Below are 17,197 nucleotides of genomic sequence, written 5' to 3'. Positions count from 1 at the left end.
AGCAGGGGCGCAGATTCTAGCGGGCGCAGCGGCAGGACACAAGCACTGGTTTGCAGGGCGAGAGGGCTGGACAGGCGTGGCACAATGGAACATCCGATGGAAGACGGTGGCCTGATGTCCTATCTCGTCCTTGCCCGCAAGTGGCGTCCGAAGCGTTTTGCCGAGCTGGTGGGCCAGGAACACGTGGTCCGTGCGCTCAGCAATGCGCTCGACAGCGGCCGGGTCCACCATGCGTTCCTGTTCACCGGTACCCGCGGCGTGGGCAAGACCACGATCGCGCGCATCTTCGCCAAGTCGCTGAACTGCGAGCAGGGCACCAGTGCCGACCCCTGCGGCCAGTGTGCGGCCTGCCTGGACATCGACGCCGGTCGCTACATCGACCTGCTGGAAATCGATGCTGCGTCCAATACCGGCGTGGACGATGTGCGCGAGGTGATCGAGAACGCCCAGTACATGCCCTCGCGTGGCAAGTACAAGGTGTACCTGATCGACGAAGTGCACATGCTGTCCAAGGCCGCGTTCAATGCGCTGCTGAAGACGCTGGAAGAACCGCCGGAACATGTGAAGTTCCTGCTGGCCACCACCGACCCGCAGAAGCTGCCGGTCACCGTGCTCAGCCGCTGCCTGCAGTTCAACCTCAAGCGCCTGGATGAAGATCAGATCCAGGGGCAGATGACCCGCATCCTCACCGCCGAGGAGATCGAGTCGGACCCGACCGCCATCGTGCAGTTGGCCAAGGCCGCCGACGGCAGCCTGCGTGACGGCCTGTCGCTGCTCGACCAGGCCATTGCCTATGCCGGCGGTGCGCTGCGTGAGGATGTGGTGCGCACCATGCTGGGCACGGTCGACCGCACCCAGGTGGCGGCCATGCTCGATGCCCTGGCCGAGGGCGATGGCCCGCGCCTGCTGCAGGTGGTGGCGGCGCTGGCTGAGTTCTCGCCGGACTGGAGCGGGGTGCTCGATGCGCTGGCCGAGGGCCTGCACCGCATCCAGGTGCAGCAACTGGTGCCGGGCGCGTCCGCCGCTGCCGAGGGACTGGATGCCAGCGTGTTTGCTGAACGCCTGCGCCCGGAAGTGGTCCAGCTCTGGTATCAGATGGCCCTGAATGGTCGTCGCGATCTGCCATTGGCGCCCAGCCCGCGCGCCGGCTTTGAAATGGCCGTGCTGCGCATGCTGGCGTTCCGCCCTGCGGCTGCCGTGCCGTCGGTGCCGCGTACTCCGGAATCCTCCGGTGGCAGCGCACCGGCCGGTACGGGCCAGACCGGGGGCGGCCTTGCTGGCAGCCACGAAGGAGCTGCACCGGCCGCTGCTGCGGCGCCAGAAGCCGCAGCTGTCACCCAGGCAATTGCGGCACCCGTGTTGGCGGAGGCAACCGCGCAGACGCCGAACCCGGCGCCACAGCGCGAACCCGAGCCGGAGCCCGAGCCGATCCCGGAACCGGATCCGACCCCTGAACCTGAACCGGTTCCGATCGAGGAGCCCGGCTCGCCGCCGCCGATGAAGGCACAGTTGGCTCCCGAGGCGGCCACGTCCAAGGTACCTGCCGAGGCAGACGACCTGCCGCCGTGGGCGACCGATGAGGCTGGCGCGCGCGATGAAGCGCTGGCGGCCGAGATGGCAACGCCCGACGCGGCCATGGTCGCGCCGTGGCACGAGCCGCCGGCGCCGGCTTCGCGGCCGGTTGCAGAGGCGGTTGCCGCGCCGGAGCGTTCGTTCCGTGCCGAAGGTATCGACATCGCCCCGGCACCGGTTGCGGCAAAGGAAAAGGCCTCGCCGGCAGGCAGCGTCAGCGAGCTGGCCTGTGCCGAGGACTGGCTGGATCTGGTCGCCAACAGTGGCCTGAGCGGTCCGTCGCGACAGCTTGCGGCCAATGCGGCCTTCATCAGTTGCCAGCATGGGGTCTTGAAACTGGGCCTTTCGCCCGGATTTGAATACCTGCGCTCCGAGCGCGCGCTGGCAGCGTTGGGCGAGGTGCTGGAAAAGTCCCTTGGCCACGCGCTGAAGATCGTGGTCGAAACCGTGGAAACCGAGCAGGTCCCGGCTGAGACCCTGCACCAGCGCGCCGACCGCCAGCGTGGCGAGCGGCAGCAGGCTGCCGAGGCCATTTTCATGGACGATCCGGAAGTCCAGCTGCTGATCCAGCAGCACGGCGCCCGGGTTGTTTCCGATTCCATCCGTTCTTTTGACGAGTAAGACGACATGCGCGGCAATATCGCCCAACTGATGCAGCAGGCCCAGAAGATGCAGGAAAACCTGCAGAAGGCCCAGGAAGAAATCGCCAGGATCGAAGTGACCGGCAGCGCCGGTGGCGGCATGGTCAGCGTCACCCTGACCGGCGCCAAGGAGTGCCGCAAGGTACGCATCGATCCGTCGCTGGCCAGTGACCCGGAAATGCTGGAAGACCTGATCGCCGCCGCCTTCAACGACGCGTCCAACAAGATCGACGCCGAGTCGAAGTCGAAGATGGGTTCGGCCACCGCCGGCATGCAGCTGCCGCCGGGCATGAAGATGCCGTTCTGATGATGTCCTGCGTGGCACCTGCACTGCCGGGTGCCATGCACTGTGTAGCGTCGAGCGTGCTCGATTGCCCGCAATTTCCAGTCGAGCACGCTCGGCTCTACAGAACACGCCGCCGTGTCCGCACCCCTGCTTGAACAACTGATCGATGCACTGCGGGTGTTGCCTGGCGTAGGCCAGAAGACGGCGCAGCGCATGGCTTACCACCTGCTCGAACGCGAGCGCGAAGGTGGCAAGCGCCTTGCCGAGACGCTGGCGCAGGCGGTTGAACGCATCGGTCACTGCGCGCAGTGTCGCGACTTCAGCGAAACCGAGCTGTGCCCGACCTGCGCCAATGGCAGCCGCGAGCGCAGCCAGCTGTGCGTGGTGGAATCGCCGGCTGACCGCCTGGCGATCGAGAACGCCACCGGCTATCGCGGCGTTTACTTCGTGCTGCAGGGGCGCCTGTCGCCGCTGGATGGCATCGGCCCGCGCGAGCTGGGCCTGGAGCAGCTGGAACAGCGCTTGGCCGAGGCGGAAGTGCAGGAGCTGATCATTGCCACCAGCGCCACCGTCGAAGGCGAAGCCACCGCGCACTATCTCGCGCAGCTGGCGCGTGCCCGCCAGGTGCGGCCGAGTCGACTGGCCCAGGGTCTGCCCCTCGGCGGTGAGCTGGAGTATGTCGATCGTGGCACGCTGTCGCACGCGTTCGGCACCCGCAGCGAAGTGCGCGATTGAGTCGATGCCGGGCATGCCCCGGCGTTACCGGCCTACAATGCGGTGACACCCCGCCGAGGCCGACCATGAGCAGCGAAACCCTCTTCAGCAAGATCATCCGTCGCGAGATCCCGGCCACCATCGTCTATGAAGACGACGACGTGCTGGCGTTCAAGGACATCGCACCGCAGGCGCCGGTGCACGTGCTGTTCATTCCGAAGAACGAGATCATTCCGACCCTGGATGACCTGCAGCCGTCGCAGGCGCACCTGATCGGCAAGCTGGCCCTGGCCGCCGCCGAGTACGCGCGTCGGGAAGGCTTCGCGCAGGACGGCTACCGCATCGTGATGAACTGCCGCGAAGACGCCGGGCAGACCGTGTTCCATATCCACATGCATCTGCTGGCTGGCGCGCCGCTGGGCCACTTCGGTACGCCAGGGCGTTGAGGCGGCCATCCACGCATGGCGTGGATCTACTGTTGTTGGTGCGCTGTCGATCCACGCCATGCGTGGATGAAAAAAGGCCGCCCGATGGGCGGCCTTTTGCATCATGCGTACCGGGCCTGGACTACCACCAGCCCCAGCCGCGGTAGCCGCCCCAGTACGGGCCATACGGGCCCGGGCCCCACGGTCCGTAGGGGTAGGGCACCACATCGACCTGGCGCTGCTCCGGCCACAGGTAGATCACGTCGGCAGACAGCTTCGGCAGCCGGTAGTCGTAATCGCCGATACGGGTGTTGGCGTAGCCATCGATCTTGCCGATGAAGGTCACGTCGCGGCCGGCTTCGAACACGGCCGGATCGTAGAAGCCGGCGCGGCAGGCGATGAAGCGGCCGTCGCTGGCATCGGAAGAGGTCGTGTTCGGGCGGCCACTGCCGTTGAGCGGGCGCGAGATGATCTGGAAACAGGTCTCGCCCTGGCCAGGCTTGGTTTCGATGATCCGGCCGCCCCAGCGCACCGGCGTGCCGACCTGCTGGGTGGCTACCGAGTCGCGCGGGGAAACCAGGCTGAACTGTCCCTGCAGCGGCTTGGGGGCCGTGGCGCAGGCCGACAGGGCCAGGGCGGCCACGGCGGTGAGGAGGAACTTGGTATTCATGGGGAGGCTCCGGAAGTCGGGCGATGCCTGCGCAGGTCCCGCAATAATGGGGCGAGCTCGGTACAAGTGCCAGCGTAGCGTGCATCAGCGAAACGCTGGCTGAGTGTGATGAGGGCCGGATCGGGACGCTCTGCGTGGACCCTGCGGGCCCAGTGCAGGGCCGGTTCGTGCGGTTCGCGGCCCAGCCCCAAACGCACATAGCGCTGCCCCAGCCGGTGCCAGGCGCGCAGCAGCGGGTCACGCTCGCGTTCGCCACGGGCCAGCAGCCACGCCATCCACGCCAGTGCCAGCAACGCGGCCATCACGAAGCCGGCCAGCAGCTGTCCGGGGCCGAGGTCGTCCAGCCCGAACGGTTGCAGCAACTGCTGCTGGCGGCGCGCGTCAAAGGACAGCACCAGTTCGTTCCAGCCCCTGCGCATCCAGTCGCCGACCTGGCCCAGCTGCAGCCAACGCTGCTGCAGTCCGGTATCGGCACCGGCCTGCAGGCGATCGTCGAGCGTGTCCAGGATGCGCTCGGGTGCTACTGCCGCTGTCGGGTCGACGCGCACCCAGCCGCGTTGGGGCAGCCACACCTCAGCCCAGGCGTGGGCGTCCATCCGCCGCAGTACCCAGTAGTCGCCGATCCGGTTGTGGGTGCCGCCGGCGAAACCGGTGACCACCCGCGCCGGAATGCCGGCATTGCGCATCAGCACCACGAAGGCGGAGCTGAAATGCTGGCAGTAGCCGGCCTTGTAGTCGAACAGGAACGCATCGACCGGATCGCGCCCGGCGGCCGGTGTTGCCAGCGTGTACGAAAAATCCGCGGTGATCCATGCCATGGCACGACGGACCACGGCGGCATCATCGCTTCCGGCGTCCTGTCGCCACTGTCGGGCGAGGGTTGCCGTGCGGGGGTTGAAGCCTTCCGGCAACTGCAGCGCGGCGCGACGCTGGTACGACGACAGCGTGGCATCGAAGCGCTGCGGCGGAGCCGAGTGCAGGCGCCACCGGCTCAGTGCGGACAATGCGCGGTCGCTGCTCAGGCTCAGGGCTGCATCCAGCCGGCTGCCCTCTGGTGCGGCAGTAGGGAGATCCAGCGCGACCAGCTGGCGACGGTCGGTGGGTTCGTAATCGATCTGATAGTCCCAGCCCTCCGTGCCGTGTTCCACTACAGCCGGCGGCAAACCTTCGGTACGGCGGTCGCGTCGCCAGACATGCCCATCGAACTGGGTCAGTACCGGCCCGCGCCAGTAGCGTTGTGCCGGCGCTGGAGCCGCGCCGAAGAACTGCGCCCGCAGGGCCGGGGTGTCGTCGGCCATCAGGTCCAGCCACTTGTCCGGCTCCATCGTGTCCGACAGCCCCGGTGTGCCGACGGCGCGTTCGGGAATGCCCCACAGCGGCGTGGCCAACCGCGGGAACAGCCAGAAGCAGGCCAGCGCCAGCGGCAGGCCGATCAGCAGCAGGCGACCGACACCACGCAGCTGCGTGGTCAGCGGCGGCGCACTGCGGCCTTCACCCTGCGCCAGGCGCTGCAGCGCAATCAGGGCGCTGACGCCCGCCAGCACCGCGAGCACGGTGGTCAGCGGCCCCTGGTCGAGCAGGAAGGCAGCAAACGGTGAAAACAGGGCAAAGCCGAGCAGGCTGCGTGCATCGCGCAGGGTACGCAGCTCGCTGGACTTGATCGCCAGCATCGCCGCCAGCAGCGCGCAACCGGTATCACGGCCGGGGCGCACCGCCCCCATCTGCCAGACGATGGCAGCAAGCATGCCCAGCACCAGCAGTACCCGCACCGGCATCGGCAGCATGCCGCGCTGCGACAGCGCCGCGGTGGCGAGCGCCGCCACGGCGATCAACGCGGCCAATGCGGTGGGCAGCTGCAGCAGCAGCGGCAACAAGGCCAGTGCGGCGCTGGCCAGCGTCCACTTGCGGGTGTTGCGGTCCAGCAGCAGGGCAGGCTCAGTCATGGGGAAGCAATGCCAGCGCGCGCAGGCACAGATGGTGGTGGCCGGCGCCCTGGCCGGGGCCGAGTGGTGGCTGCATTGGCAGCAGCAGCGTGTAGCGTCGGCCTTCGCGCTCGGCGCTGTCCACCCAGCGTGCCAGTCGCGCAATGCGTGCTTCCCGGTCCAAGGGGGCCAGTGCGCGCCAGTCCAGCACGACCTCGATGCCTATCGGCTTTTCATACTCGCGTACCAGCAGCGTGTCGCGGCGTGCCGAATGTTTCCAGGCAATGCTGCGTGGTGGGTCTCCGGCGCGATACGGGCGCAGCTGGTGCAGTTCCTCGCCGTTGGCGTGGGCGCGGGTGTGCAGTGGATCGCTGCCCTGCTGCGGCAACGGCGGCGCCTTCGCTTCGGCCAGCGGGTAGACCAGCAGGGGTTCTTCGGGCCACACCCATGACCACGCCCTGACCAGGCCAAGCGGTTGGGTGCTGGACAGGCGGATTCGTGGCAGTTCCAGCCAGCCACGGCGTTCGCTGGGCACTTCCAGCTCGGCTTCACCGCGGCCGTGCGCGGGCAGGTCGAGCCACGCTTCGCTGTTCCCCAGTTGCAGGTGCAGGCCGTGGCGCGCCCGTGGGTCGCGCAGCGACAGGTCCACGCGCAGGCGCAGCGGTTGCCCGGCCGGCACCGGCTCGGCGGAGATCGCATCGATCTGCACGCCAGACAGCTGCAGGTGTGCGGCGATGGTGCTGGCGATCGCGGCTGCAGCCAGCAGCAATGCCAGCAACAGGGCCGGGTTGTTGTTGTAGTTCAGTGCGCCCAGCAGCATCGCGACCAGCAGGCAGGCCACAAACAGGCCGAAGCGGGTGGGCAGCACATAGATGCGCCGGCGGTCCAGCCGCTGCGGCAACGACTCCGGCGTACGCGGGCGTGCCAGCTGCAGCAGTCGCCGGGCATGCGATGCCATCGTCAATCGACCGCGACGGTCTGCAGGATCGCCCGTGCCAGCGCCGGCCCCGTGCTGGATTCGGCTTCGCCCACCAGGCGGTGGCCCGCCACCGCTACGAACAGGGTCTGCACGTCTTCGGGCACGACGTGGCCACGGCCGAGCAGCAGCGCATGTGCCCTGGCGGCACGCAGCAGGGCCAGGCCGGCGCGCGGCGACAAGCCCACGCGTACGCCGGCATGCTGGCGGCTGCGGGTCAGCAGGGCCTGCACGTAGTCCACCAGCGCATCGCTGACATGCACCTGGCCGACCGCTTCGCGCAGGGCGCGTACCTGGTTGTCGTCCAGCTGCGGCAGCGCGCGGGCGATCAGGTCGCGACGGTCACTGCCGCGCAGCAGTTCACGCTCGGCCTGCGCGCTGGGATAGCCCATCGCCAGCCGCAGCAGGAACCGATCCAGTTGCGAGTCGGGCAAAGGGAAGGTGCCCGACAGATCCACCGGATTCTGCGTGGCGATCACGAAGAACGGATCGGGCAGGGCGTGTGTCTGACCGTCGAGGGTGACCTGCTGTTCGGCCATCGCTTCCAGCAGGGCGCTCTGCGTGCGCGGCGGCGCCCGGTTGATCTCGTCGGCCAGCAGCACGTGGGTGAACACCGGCCCGGGATGGAACTGGAACTGGCGGCTGCCGGCGTCGTACACCGATACGCCGAGCACGTCGGCAGGCAGCAGGTCGGAAGTGAACTGCACGCGCTGGAAGCTCAGCCCCAGGCTGCTGGCCAGTGCGTGGGCCAATGTGGTCTTGCCGAGACCAGGCAGGTCCTCGATCAGCAGATGGCCACCAGAGAGCAGGGCGACGAAGGCCAGCCGCACCTCATGCACCTTGCCCAGCACCAGCGTGTTGACCTGGTCCTGCGCATTGCGCAGGGACTGGCGCAGTTGATCGGTTAGCATGCTGGGCATGGGGGACGAAGCTGTCATGATCGTCTCAAGTTCGGTAACCGGTCGATTCTATCCATACATCAATGCAGGGCGAACAGCGCGCACGTACGATTTTTCTCTGGTTATGGACGCTCGTCACAGCGGCCAAGCTGGTCGTGGCCGCACGCCTGCCGTTGTTCGTCGATGAGGCGTTCTACTGGCAGGAAGGCCAGCATCTGGCTGCTGCCTATTCGGATCTGCCGGGGCTGACGGCCTGGTTGACCCGGCTGGGTGTGGAGCTTGGCGGCCAGCATGTGCTGGCGCTGCGCCTGCCGTTCCTGGCCATCGGCGCACTGCTGCCGCTGCTGGTATCGCGCATTGCGGCGCGCTGGTTCGGCAACGTTGCCGGCTGGCAGGCCGGCAGCTTGACGCTGCTGATGCCCTTGTCGGCCACGCTGGGCCTGCTGGCTGTACCCGATGTGCCGATGGCGCTGGCGGCCGTGCTGTGCCTGGACGCCGGCGCACGCCTGCTGCGCAACGTCGACGCCTCCTCGGCGGTGAAGCTGGCGCTGGGCCTGCTGATCGGCGCGCTCAGCCACTATCGCTTCATCGGTGTGATCGGGGTCGGCTTCATCGCCTTGCTGGCGCTGCCGCAGGGCCGGCGCATGCTGGCCGATCCACGCGTCTGGGTGGCCCTGGCCGTTGGTGTACTGGCATGGCTGCCGCTGTTGGCATGGAATGCCGACAATCACGATGCCGGTCTGAAGTTCCAGGTGGTCGAGCGCCACCCGTGGGCGTTCGAGTGGCGCGGCCTGTGGTTCCTGGTGATCCAGCCGATGCTGGTGACACCCGTCCTGTGCATCGCGATGTGGAAAGTTGCGCTGGCCGGCACCCGCAACGGCGGCGGTGCGCGCGCGCAGTGGCGCTATTTCGGCCTGGTCGGTGGCGTATCGACGCTGGGCATCTTCGCCCTGGGCTTCTTCACCGATGTCGAACGCATCAGCTTCCATTGGCCGCTGCCGGGTTACCTGGCCCTGCTGGTGGCGGTGCCGGTGATCCTCAACGGCTGGCCGCGCTGGTTGCGGCGTACCGGCTGGTGGCTGGCCGGGCTGGGCATGGTGCTGGCCTTCGGCTATTACCTGATGGCGTCCTCGTCATCGCTGCGCGAGCAGTTGGCCGGCGACAAGTACTACCCGCGCAACTTCGCCGGCTGGCAGCCGCTGGCGGCTGCGGTCCGCGAAGAACTGCAGCAGATGCCTGAAGGCAGCCGCGTGCTGGCCGGCAACTTCAAGGTGGGCGCCGAACTGGGCTTCCAGTTGGGCCGCGGCGACATCGACGTGCTGCCGCATCCGCTCAACGACAAGCACGGCCGTACCGCGCAGTTGGCGCAATGGAACCTGGTACATGAGGGCGAGCGCGACGTGCCGATGCTGCTGGTGCTGTCGCCCAGCGATCAGCGTTTCCGCGATCTGCTCACCCGCTATCACGCCATCTGCGAACAGGTCGGGCCGCTGCCGCCACCGCGTGTGGTCAGCAGCGATCACGGATTCCAGCGCTTCCTGCTGTTCCGCCTGCCCGTGGAGCGCGCGCAGGGGCCATGCGTAGCACCCGCTCTGGCCTGGCTGGACACCCCTTCCAACGGAGATGTGGTGAGCGGCGCGCTGGCGATCAAGGGCTGGGCGTTCAAGGAGGGCGTTGGCCTGTCGCGGGTTGAAGTGCTGGTGGATGGTCGTTCGATCGGCGACGCCAGCTATGGGCGGGTGTTCGATATCCGCCACGCCTGGCCGGGCAGCACCGATCCGCAACATCCGGCTGTCGGCTTCGATGCAACGCTCGATACCACGACGCTGGCACCGGGAAAGCACTGGCTGGGCCTGCGCCTGCACGGTCGCGATGGCAGCGTGGAGCTGTGGCAGGAGCAGCCCTTCGTGGTTGGCAAGCGCTGAGGCAGCGTGCCTCGTGCCGGGGTTATGGCACCGCGAATCCGGCCCGGCGCAGCAAGCCGCACAGCGCGATCAGCGGCAACCCGATCAGCGCGGTCGGGTCACGGTTGTCGATGGCCTCGAACAGGCTGATGCCCAGGCCTTCGCACTTGAAGCTGCCGGCGCAGTCCAGCGGCTGTTCGATGGCCACGTAGCGGGCGATCTCCGGCGCCTGCAGCGCGCGGAAGCGCACCTCGGTCGTATCCATTGCCGAAAGTGATTCTCCGTCTCGGATGAGACTGATGGCCGTGTGGAAGCGCACTGTCTGCCCGGACATCGCCGCCAGCTGCGCGCAGGCGGCCTGCACCGTGCCCGGTTTGCCCAGCGGTTGGCCGTTCAGGTCGGCTACCTGGTCCGAGCCGATCACCCAGCAGCCGGGATGGCGCGCGGCCACGTCGGCCGCCTTGGCCCCGGCCAGGCGTACCGCCAGCGCCAACGGCGCCTCGTCGGTCTCCGCAGTCTCATCCACCTGCGGGCGTGCGCAGTCGAAGGGCAGGCCCAGCCGTTCCAGCAGATCGCGGCGGTAGCGGGAAGTGGAAGCCAGGACCAGGGCAGGCATGCGGGAATTCCGGGGGCGGGGCGCGGCAGTCTGGCCCGCTACCGCCAGCCACGGCAAGCCTTTCGTGGCAGTGATTTGACACGCGACCGGCCGATCCTTAATATTCGGCGGCTTATGTCCGCGAACGTGCCCGAAACGCTGGATGCCTGGCGGATGGTCGTAGCGCGAAGGCGCTTCGACGGTCAGGTAGCCCTGGCTGAATTGACTCGCCTGCAGGGGCTTGTCGCCGATACCGAGGGTGAGTGTAATTACTCGCTCGAATTCGGTCGCGACGAGATCTTGCGGGTATCCTATGTGGAACTGACCATCGATACCGCGTTGCCGCTGACCTGTCAGCGCAGCATGCAGCGTTTCCTGTTGCCGGTGAAGATGACCCAGAGGCTTGGCCTGATCCGCGACGAGGACGAGGAATCGTCCTTGCCGGAGGAATACGAGGCGTTGCTGGTGCCGGAAGATGGCCAGCTGCGTCCGTTGGACCTGGTCGAAGACGAACTGGTGCTGGCGGTGCCTGTGGTACCGCTGTCGCCGGACGGCGAGGCAGTCGACAAGGACTGGGCGCCGACCGAAGAAGAAACTGAAAAGGCCAATCCGTTCGCGGCGTTGGCGGCATTGAAGAAACAATAGCAGCCGGTTGTCGTCGGCGGCTGCGGCGAAAGCGAAAAGTGTGCCGGGCGCTGGCGTCCTGTGCGACGAAACGACGAAGCAAAACGAACCGAGTTTGGAGCAATCCCATGGCTGTCCAGAAATCCCGTGTTACCCCGTCCCGTCGTGGCCAGCGTCGTTCGCATGACGCCCTGAGCGCCAAGCAGCTGTCGACCGACCCGACCACCGGCGAAGTGCATCTGCGTCACCACATCACTGCTGACGGTTTCTACCGCGGCAAGAAGGTCATCCAGACCAAGTCTTCGGCTGTCCAGGAAGACTGATGTGCCGGAAGGTCGCTGCCCGCTGGGCAGCGGCCTTCGCCTTCTTTCCCGGGCACGCCGGTGAACGGCGGCTCGTGCAACAGGAAACATGATGAGCAAGCGGATCTACTCGAGGATCGCGGGCACCGGTAGTTATTTGCCGGAAAAAGTCCTGACCAACGCCGACCTGGAAAAAATGGTCGAGACCTCGGACGAGTGGATCCAGACGCGCACCGGTATCCGTGAACGGCACATCGCTGCCGAAGGCGAAACCACCAGCGATCTCGGCTACCAGGCCGCGCTGCGTGCGATCGAAGCCGCTGGTATCGACGCGTCGCAGCTCGACATGATCGTGGTGGGTACGACCACTCCTGATCTGATCTTTCCCTCCACCGCGTGCCTGATCCAGGCCAAGCTCGGTGTGAGCGGCTGTCCCGCTTTCGACGTCAACGCGGCCTGTTCGGGCTTCGTGTTCGCGCTCAGCGTGGCTGACAAATTCATCCGTTCCGGTGATGCCCGCCATGTGCTGGTGATCGGCGCGGAGACCCTGACCCGCATCGTCGACTGGGAAGACCGCACCACCTGCGTGCTGTTCGGTGATGGTGCGGGCGCCGTCGTGCTCAAGGCCGACGAAGAAACCGGCATCCTCAGCACCCACCTGCATTCGGATGGCAGCAAGAAAGAGCTGCTGTGGAATCCGGTCGGCGTTTCGGTCGGTTTCGGTGAAGGCAACAACGGGGGCGGCACCATCAACATGAAGGGCAACGACGTGTTCAAGTACGCCGTCAAGGCGCTGGACTCGGTCGTGGACGAAACCCTGGATGCCAACGGCCTGACCAAGTCCGACCTGGACTGGCTGATCCCGCACCAGGCCAACCTGCGCATCATCGAAGCCACCGCCAAGCGGCTGGAGATGTCGATGGACCAGGTCGTGGTCACTGTCGACAAGCACGGCAATACCTCGTCCGGCTCGGTGCCGCTGGCACTGGATGCTGCCGTTCGTTCCGGCAGGGTCGAGCGCGGCCAGCTGTTGCTGCTGGAAGCGTTCGGCGGTGGCTTCACGTGGGGTTCGGCACTGCTGCGCTATTGATAGTGCCAGTTACGACAACGTGAAACCGTCGTTACGGCCCCTCTGGGGCCGTAATGCGTTAAAGGAGACTGTCATGGTTGAGCCCATCGTCATCGAAGGGCAGCGCGCCTGGCTGAAGCAGTACGGCGAAGGAAGCCGAGCAGTGGCCCTGGGCCTGCTCAATTTTGTTGCCCGCCGGTTCCATCTCGATGCCCTGCGCCCGCCGCCGCACCGCGGTGGCGACGCCGCGCGCGAAACCGAGGCCCGCCGGCTGGCGGAACTGCAGGCGCAGGGCGTGAACGTGCCCCCGGTGATCGGCAGCGGCCATGCCGCGCTGGTGATCGGCGACAACGGCAGCTCGTTCAATACCTGCCTGCGCGAAGCCGATGATGCCGGCCGCGATCGCCTCGTGGCTGCGGCAATGCAGGCCATTGCCGAAGCGCACGCACGTGGCGCCTATTTCGGCCAGCCGTTACCGCGCAACCTCACCTGGGATGGCCAGAACGTCGGTTTCATCGACTTCGAAGAAGATCCGCTGGAAGTCATGGACCTGGCCGAAGCGCAGGCGCGTGACTGGCTGATGTTCGGCTACGGCGTGGCCAAGTACTACGCTGACCGCCCCGAAAGCCTGCAGGCGATGATGGCCGAGGCGATGAACGGGGTGCAGGCACCGGTGCGCGCGCATGTGCACGCCGTCAGCGGCCGCCTGCAGCGCCTGGCGCGGGTGTGCATGAAGCTGGGGCGCTCGGCGCGTGCGCTGGCCCACTCCATCTTCATCACCCATGGCGCCACCACGCTGGGCCTGCTGATGGTGGTCGGCCTGTGCATGGACTGGTTCGCCGACGGCGAGCTGGACATCCTGCAGCTGCTCTGCTGATCGCGGCACTGTCCATACGCCGTGCATACGCGCACGTACAGACGACACGGCATGTTCCCCCTTATCATGGACCGCTTCGATTGCAACAAGCGGATGACCGCGTGACCGTATCCACCCTCGCTTTTGTCTTCCCCGGTCAGGGCTCGCAGTCTGTGGGCATGCTGGCCGAGCTGGCCGAACTGTACCCGCAGGTGCGTGAGGCCTTCACCGAGGCATCCGATGGTGCCGGCGTCGACCTGTGGGCGTTGTCCCAGGGCGGCCCGGAGGAAATGCTCAACCGTACCGAATACACCCAGCCGGCCCTGCTGGCCGCCAGCATCGGCGCGTGGCGCGCCTGGAACGCCGTGGGCGGTCCGCGTCCGTCGGTTCTGGCGGGCCACAGCCTGGGTGAGTACACCGCCCTGGTCGCCGCTGGCGCCCTGAGCCTGCACGACGGTGCGCACCTGGTGCGCCTGCGCGGCCAGCTGATGCAGGACGCCGCACCGGCGGGTGTGGGCGCCATGGCCGCCGTGCTCGGCGCTGAAGACCAGCTGGTGCTGGACGTCTGCGCGGAAGCTGCCGGCAGCCAGGTGGTCGTTCCGGCCAACTTCAATTCGCCAGGCCAGATCGTGATCGGCGGCGACGCCGCTGCGGTCGACCGCGCGCTGGCGCTGCTGGCCGAGAAGGGCGTGCGCAAGGCGGTCAAGCTGGCCGTCAGCGTGCCCTCGCACACCCCGCTGATGCGCGAAGCCGCCAACCGCTTGGCCGAAGTGATGGCCGGCCTGTCCTGGCAGCTGCCGCAGCTGCCGGTGGTGCAGAACGTCGACGCCAAGGTGCACGACGGCGTGGACGCGATCCGCGCCGCGCTGGTGCAGCAGCTGTACCAGCCCGTGCAGTGGACCGGCTGCGTGCAGGCGCTGGCCGCCCGTGGCGTCACCCGGATCGCCGAGTGCGGCCCGGGCAAGGTGCTGACCGGTCTGGTCAAGCGCATCGACAAGGCCATCGACGGCCGTTCCCTGGCCACCCCGGGCGACTTCGAAACCGCCCGCGAGACGTGGTCGGCCTGATTGCCCCTGTTCCTGCCGACCGTGCCGGTGGCCGCTGCAAGCGGCGCGGGTGCGGCGGCCGCCCCAGCCTGAGGAAAACATCATGAGCAAGCCCCTGCAGGGTGAAATCGCACTGGTTACCGGTGCCAGCCGTGGCATTGGTGCCGCCATCGCCGATCTGCTGGCCGCCCAGGGCGCCACTGTCATCGGTACCGCCACCACCGATTCCGGCGCCGCCGCGATCGGCGAGCGTCTGGCTGCCCACGGCGGTCACGGCCGCGCGCTGAACGTCACCGACGCCGCTGCGCTCGATGCCGTGCTTGACGGTATCGCCAAGGAATTCGGCCCGATCTCGATCCTGGTCAACAACGCCGGCATCACCCGCGACAACCTGCTGATGCGCATGAAGGAAGATGATTGGGCGTCGATCATCGACACCAACCTGACCAGCGTGTTCCGCACCAGCAAGGCCGTCATGCGCGGCATGATGAAGGCGCGCAAGGGCCGCATCATCAACATCGCCTCGGTGGTGGGGGTGACCGGCAACGCCGGCCAGGCCAACTATGCCGCCGCCAAGGCCGGCATCATCGGTTTCTCCAAGTCGCTGGCCAAGGAAATCGGCTCGCGCGGGGTCACCGTCAACGTGGTCGCGCCGGGCTTCATCGACACCGACATGACCAAGGCGCTGCCGGAAGAAGCGCGTACCGCGCTGATCGGCGACATCGCCCTCGAACGCCTGGGTTCGCCGGAGGACATCGCCCATGCGGTGGCCTTCTTGGCCAGCCCGGCTGCCGGCTACATCACCGGCGAAACTCTCCATGTGAACGGCGGCATGTACATGCCGTAAGCAAGGGGCGCAGGGATCGCGCCGCAAGTGGTTGATCTGCGAGGATTTTTGCTGCAATGCAAGGTCACGCCGGTTTCCACTACACTATCCCACGGCCATCGCCTTTGATGGCGACCACTTTTGAACCACTACTCCATCTGGAGCGATATCCCATGAGCACCATCGAAGAACGCGTCAAGAAAATCGTCATCGAACAGCTTGGCGTCAAGGAAGAAGAAGTCACCAACAGCGCATCGTTCGTCGATGACCTGGGCGCTGACTCGCTGGACACCGTCGAGCTGGTGATGGCGCTGGAAGAAGAATTCGAGTGCGAGATCCCGGACGAAGAAGCCGAGAAGATCAGCACCGTGCAGGCTGCGATCACCTACATCACGGCCCACGTCAAGGCCTGATGCAGGACGTCAGTGCGCGTGCGGGCGTTGCGTCCGGCGCGCACGACACCCCATGGGGCCGCTGTTTGCGGCCCCGTGTGTTTGCGCACCACACCGAAGTAAACCGCGTTACCCGCAAAGAACGTTCGGGTCAGGAGAATCAGCAATGAAGCGTCGCGTCGTCGTAACCGGCCTGGGTATGGTCTCGCCGTTGGGCAATGATCTGGCCAGCAGCTGGGAAGGCATCACCCACGGTCGTTCGGGCATCGGTCCGCTGACCAACGTTTCTGATGCCTACCTGGACCGGTTCACCACCAAGATTGCAGGTGAGGTCAAAGGCTTTGACATCACCGCCGACAACGAACTGTTCGGCAAGTACCGGGTCAGCGGCAAGGATGCCAAGAAGATGGACCCCTTCATCCATTACGGCCTCGGTGCCGCCTTCATGGCCCTGCATGATTCGGGCCTGGAGATCACCGACGCCAACGCCGACCGCATCGGCGCAATCGTTGGCGCCGGCATCGGCGGCCTGCTCGGCATCGAAGAGCAGACCATCGAGTTCCACGAGGGGAAGAAGATCTCTCCCTTCTACGTGCCCAAGACCATCATCAACATGCTGCCGGGCCAGCTGAGCATCATCAGCGGCCTGAAGGGCCCGTCGTTCTCGGCGGTCTCGGCGTGCGCCACCTCCAACCATTCCATCGGCACCGCCATGCGCATGATCCAGTACGGCGATGCGGACGTGATGGTGGCCGGTGGTGCAGAGCGCGGCTCCTCGCCGACGGCGCTGGGCGGCTTCTGCGCGATGAAGGCGATGAGCACCCGCAACGATGCTCCGGAACAGGCCTCGCGCCCGTGGGACAAGGACCGTGACGGCTTCGTGCTGGGCGACGGCGCCGGCATCCTGATCCTGGAAGAGTACGAGCACGCCAAGGCGCGTGGCGCGAAGATCTATTGCGAGCTGGCCGGTTTCGGCGCCAGCTCCGATGCGTACCACATGACCGCGCCGAGCGAGAACGGCGAAGGCGCTGCGCGCTGCATGACCATGGCCATGAAGGACGCCGGTGTCAGCCCGGAACAGGTCGGCTACCTCAACGCACATGGCACCTCGACCCCGCTGGGCGACCTCGGTGAGACCATGGCGATGAAGACCGCCTTCGGCGACCACGCCTACAAGATGATGGTCAGCTCCACCAAGTCGATGACCGGCCACCTGCTCGGCGCTGCCGGCGGCGTGGAAGCGATCTTCTCGGTGCTGGCAATGCGCGACAACGTCATTCCGCCGACCATCAACCTGCAGCAGCCGGGCGAAGGCTGCGACCTGGACTACGTGCCCAACGAAGCACGCCAGGCCAAGGTCGACGTGGTGATGTCGAATGGTTTTGGCTTCGGCGGCACCAACGGCACGCTGATCTTCAAGCGCGTCTGATCGCACCGGTAGGGTCGAGCCATGCTCGGCTCGGCCAACCACGAGGCCG

18 protein-coding genes are annotated in these 17,197 nt (G+C 66.8%); 13 read left to right on the top strand and 5 right to left on the bottom strand.

All coding sequences use genetic code 11. The features are described 5' to 3' along the window. The first annotated feature begins 114 nt into the window (after positions 1 to 114). From dnaX to TEP_RS14895, 4 genes are all read left to right on the top strand, one after another. The gene (dnaX, locus tag TEP_RS14910) at positions 115 to 2,193 is read left to right on the top strand and encodes a DNA polymerase III subunit gamma/tau (RefSeq protein ID WP_132825796.1); all 2,079 of its coding nucleotides are present in this window, start codon (positions 115 to 117) and stop codon (positions 2,191 to 2,193) included. A 6-nt stretch (positions 2,194 to 2,199) separates the two neighbouring features. Then, positions 2,200 to 2,520: a YbaB/EbfC family nucleoid-associated protein gene (locus TEP_RS14905; RefSeq protein ID WP_049465195.1), complete on the top strand. Its 321-nt coding sequence runs from the start codon at positions 2,200 to 2,202 to the stop codon at positions 2,518 to 2,520. Between the two features lie 114 nt (positions 2,521 to 2,634). Next, positions 2,635 to 3,234, top strand: coding sequence for a recombination mediator RecR (gene recR / locus TEP_RS14900; protein ID WP_025879377.1), 600 nt, complete (start codon positions 2,635 to 2,637; stop codon positions 3,232 to 3,234). 65 nt (positions 3,235 to 3,299) lie between these two features. Beyond that, positions 3,300 to 3,659 (top strand): histidine triad nucleotide-binding protein, encoded by a 360-nt coding sequence (locus tag TEP_RS14895; protein WP_032977365.1) that lies wholly within the window; start codon positions 3,300 to 3,302, stop codon positions 3,657 to 3,659. 121 nt (positions 3,660 to 3,780) lie between these two features. Here the strand turns inward: TEP_RS14895 and TEP_RS14890 are convergent, their stop codons facing one another. Genes TEP_RS14890 through TEP_RS14875 form a run of 4 tightly spaced genes read right to left on the bottom strand, consistent with a single transcriptional unit; the run spans position 3,781 to position 8,144 of the window. Continuing rightward, a complete protein-coding gene (locus TEP_RS14890) occupies positions 3,781 to 4,308 on the bottom strand; it encodes a Slp family lipoprotein (RefSeq protein ID WP_025879379.1) in 528 nt (175 codons plus the stop codon). Further along, positions 4,305 to 6,251 (bottom strand): DUF3488 and transglutaminase-like domain-containing protein, encoded by a 1,947-nt coding sequence (locus TEP_RS14885; RefSeq protein ID WP_132825795.1) that lies wholly within the window; start codon positions 6,249 to 6,251, stop codon positions 4,305 to 4,307. The genes TEP_RS14890 and TEP_RS14885 overlap by 4 nt, the downstream gene beginning before the upstream one ends. After that, complete coding sequence (locus TEP_RS14880; protein ID WP_132825794.1) at positions 6,244 to 7,188, bottom strand: DUF58 domain-containing protein; 945 nt, start codon at positions 7,186 to 7,188, stop codon at positions 6,244 to 6,246. The genes TEP_RS14885 and TEP_RS14880 overlap by 8 nt, the downstream gene beginning before the upstream one ends. Before the next feature lie 2 nt (positions 7,189 to 7,190). Continuing rightward, the gene (locus TEP_RS14875) at positions 7,191 to 8,144 is read right to left on the bottom strand and encodes an AAA family ATPase (RefSeq protein WP_132825793.1); all 954 of its coding nucleotides are present in this window, start codon (positions 8,142 to 8,144) and stop codon (positions 7,191 to 7,193) included. A gap of 44 nt (positions 8,145 to 8,188) precedes the next feature. On the opposite strand from TEP_RS14875, the gene TEP_RS14870 reads away from it, so the two are divergent. Next, positions 8,189 to 10,030 carry a glycosyltransferase family 39 protein gene (locus tag TEP_RS14870; protein ID WP_132825792.1) on the top strand — a complete coding sequence of 614 codons (1,842 nt, stop codon included), beginning with the start codon at positions 8,189 to 8,191 and terminating at the stop codon, positions 10,028 to 10,030. A 22-nt stretch (positions 10,031 to 10,052) separates the two neighbouring features. On the opposite strand, the gene TEP_RS14865 is transcribed toward TEP_RS14870, so the two are convergent. Continuing rightward, a complete protein-coding gene (locus tag TEP_RS14865; RefSeq protein ID WP_132825791.1) occupies positions 10,053 to 10,625 on the bottom strand; it encodes a Maf family nucleotide pyrophosphatase in 573 nt (190 codons plus the stop codon). Positions 10,626 to 10,739: 114 nt separating this feature from the next. Here TEP_RS14865 and TEP_RS14860 point away from each other — a divergent pair, with 114 nt between their 5' ends. The 8 genes from TEP_RS14860 (at position 10,740) to fabF (ending at position 17,148) form a co-directional block, all read left to right on the top strand. Then, positions 10,740 to 11,249, top strand: a complete 510-nt coding sequence (locus TEP_RS14860) for a YceD family protein (protein ID WP_049465184.1) — start codon at positions 10,740 to 10,742, stop codon at positions 11,247 to 11,249. A 107-nt stretch (positions 11,250 to 11,356) separates the two neighbouring features. Then, positions 11,357 to 11,551 carry a 50S ribosomal protein L32 gene (gene rpmF, locus TEP_RS14855; protein ID WP_025879386.1) on the top strand — a complete coding sequence of 65 codons (195 nt, stop codon included), beginning with the start codon at positions 11,357 to 11,359 and terminating at the stop codon, positions 11,549 to 11,551. Positions 11,552 to 11,642: 91 nt separating this feature from the next. Then, the gene (locus TEP_RS14850) at positions 11,643 to 12,620 is read left to right on the top strand and encodes a beta-ketoacyl-ACP synthase III (RefSeq protein WP_049465181.1); all 978 of its coding nucleotides are present in this window, start codon (positions 11,643 to 11,645) and stop codon (positions 12,618 to 12,620) included. Positions 12,621 to 12,693: 73 nt separating this feature from the next. Continuing rightward, on the top strand, positions 12,694 to 13,476 hold the full coding sequence (locus tag TEP_RS14845; protein WP_132825790.1) for a serine/threonine protein phosphatase: 783 nt from the start codon (positions 12,694 to 12,696) through the stop codon (positions 13,474 to 13,476). 101 nt (positions 13,477 to 13,577) lie between these two features. Next, the gene (fabD, locus tag TEP_RS14840) at positions 13,578 to 14,522 is read left to right on the top strand and encodes an ACP S-malonyltransferase (RefSeq protein ID WP_132825789.1); all 945 of its coding nucleotides are present in this window, start codon (positions 13,578 to 13,580) and stop codon (positions 14,520 to 14,522) included. 82 nt (positions 14,523 to 14,604) lie between these two features. Continuing rightward, entirely contained in the window at positions 14,605 to 15,348 is a 744-nt protein-coding gene (fabG, locus tag TEP_RS14835) for a 3-oxoacyl-ACP reductase FabG (RefSeq protein WP_025874078.1), read from the top strand. A 152-nt stretch (positions 15,349 to 15,500) separates the two neighbouring features. Next, entirely contained in the window at positions 15,501 to 15,740 is a 240-nt protein-coding gene (acpP, locus tag TEP_RS14830) for an acyl carrier protein (protein WP_025874077.1), read from the top strand. A 145-nt stretch (positions 15,741 to 15,885) separates the two neighbouring features. After that, positions 15,886 to 17,148: a beta-ketoacyl-ACP synthase II gene (gene fabF, locus TEP_RS14825; protein WP_132825788.1), complete on the top strand. Its 1,263-nt coding sequence runs from the start codon at positions 15,886 to 15,888 to the stop codon at positions 17,146 to 17,148. The last annotated feature ends 49 nt before the right edge of the window (positions 17,149 to 17,197 follow it).

The organism is Stenotrophomonas sp. TEPEL (assembly GCF_004348785.1).
Taxonomy (GTDB): Bacteria; Pseudomonadota; Gammaproteobacteria; order Xanthomonadales; family Xanthomonadaceae; genus Stenotrophomonas; species Stenotrophomonas indicatrix.
Note: the sequence above shows the minus strand (reverse complement) of the source record. Positions and strands in the feature narration are given on the sequence as shown.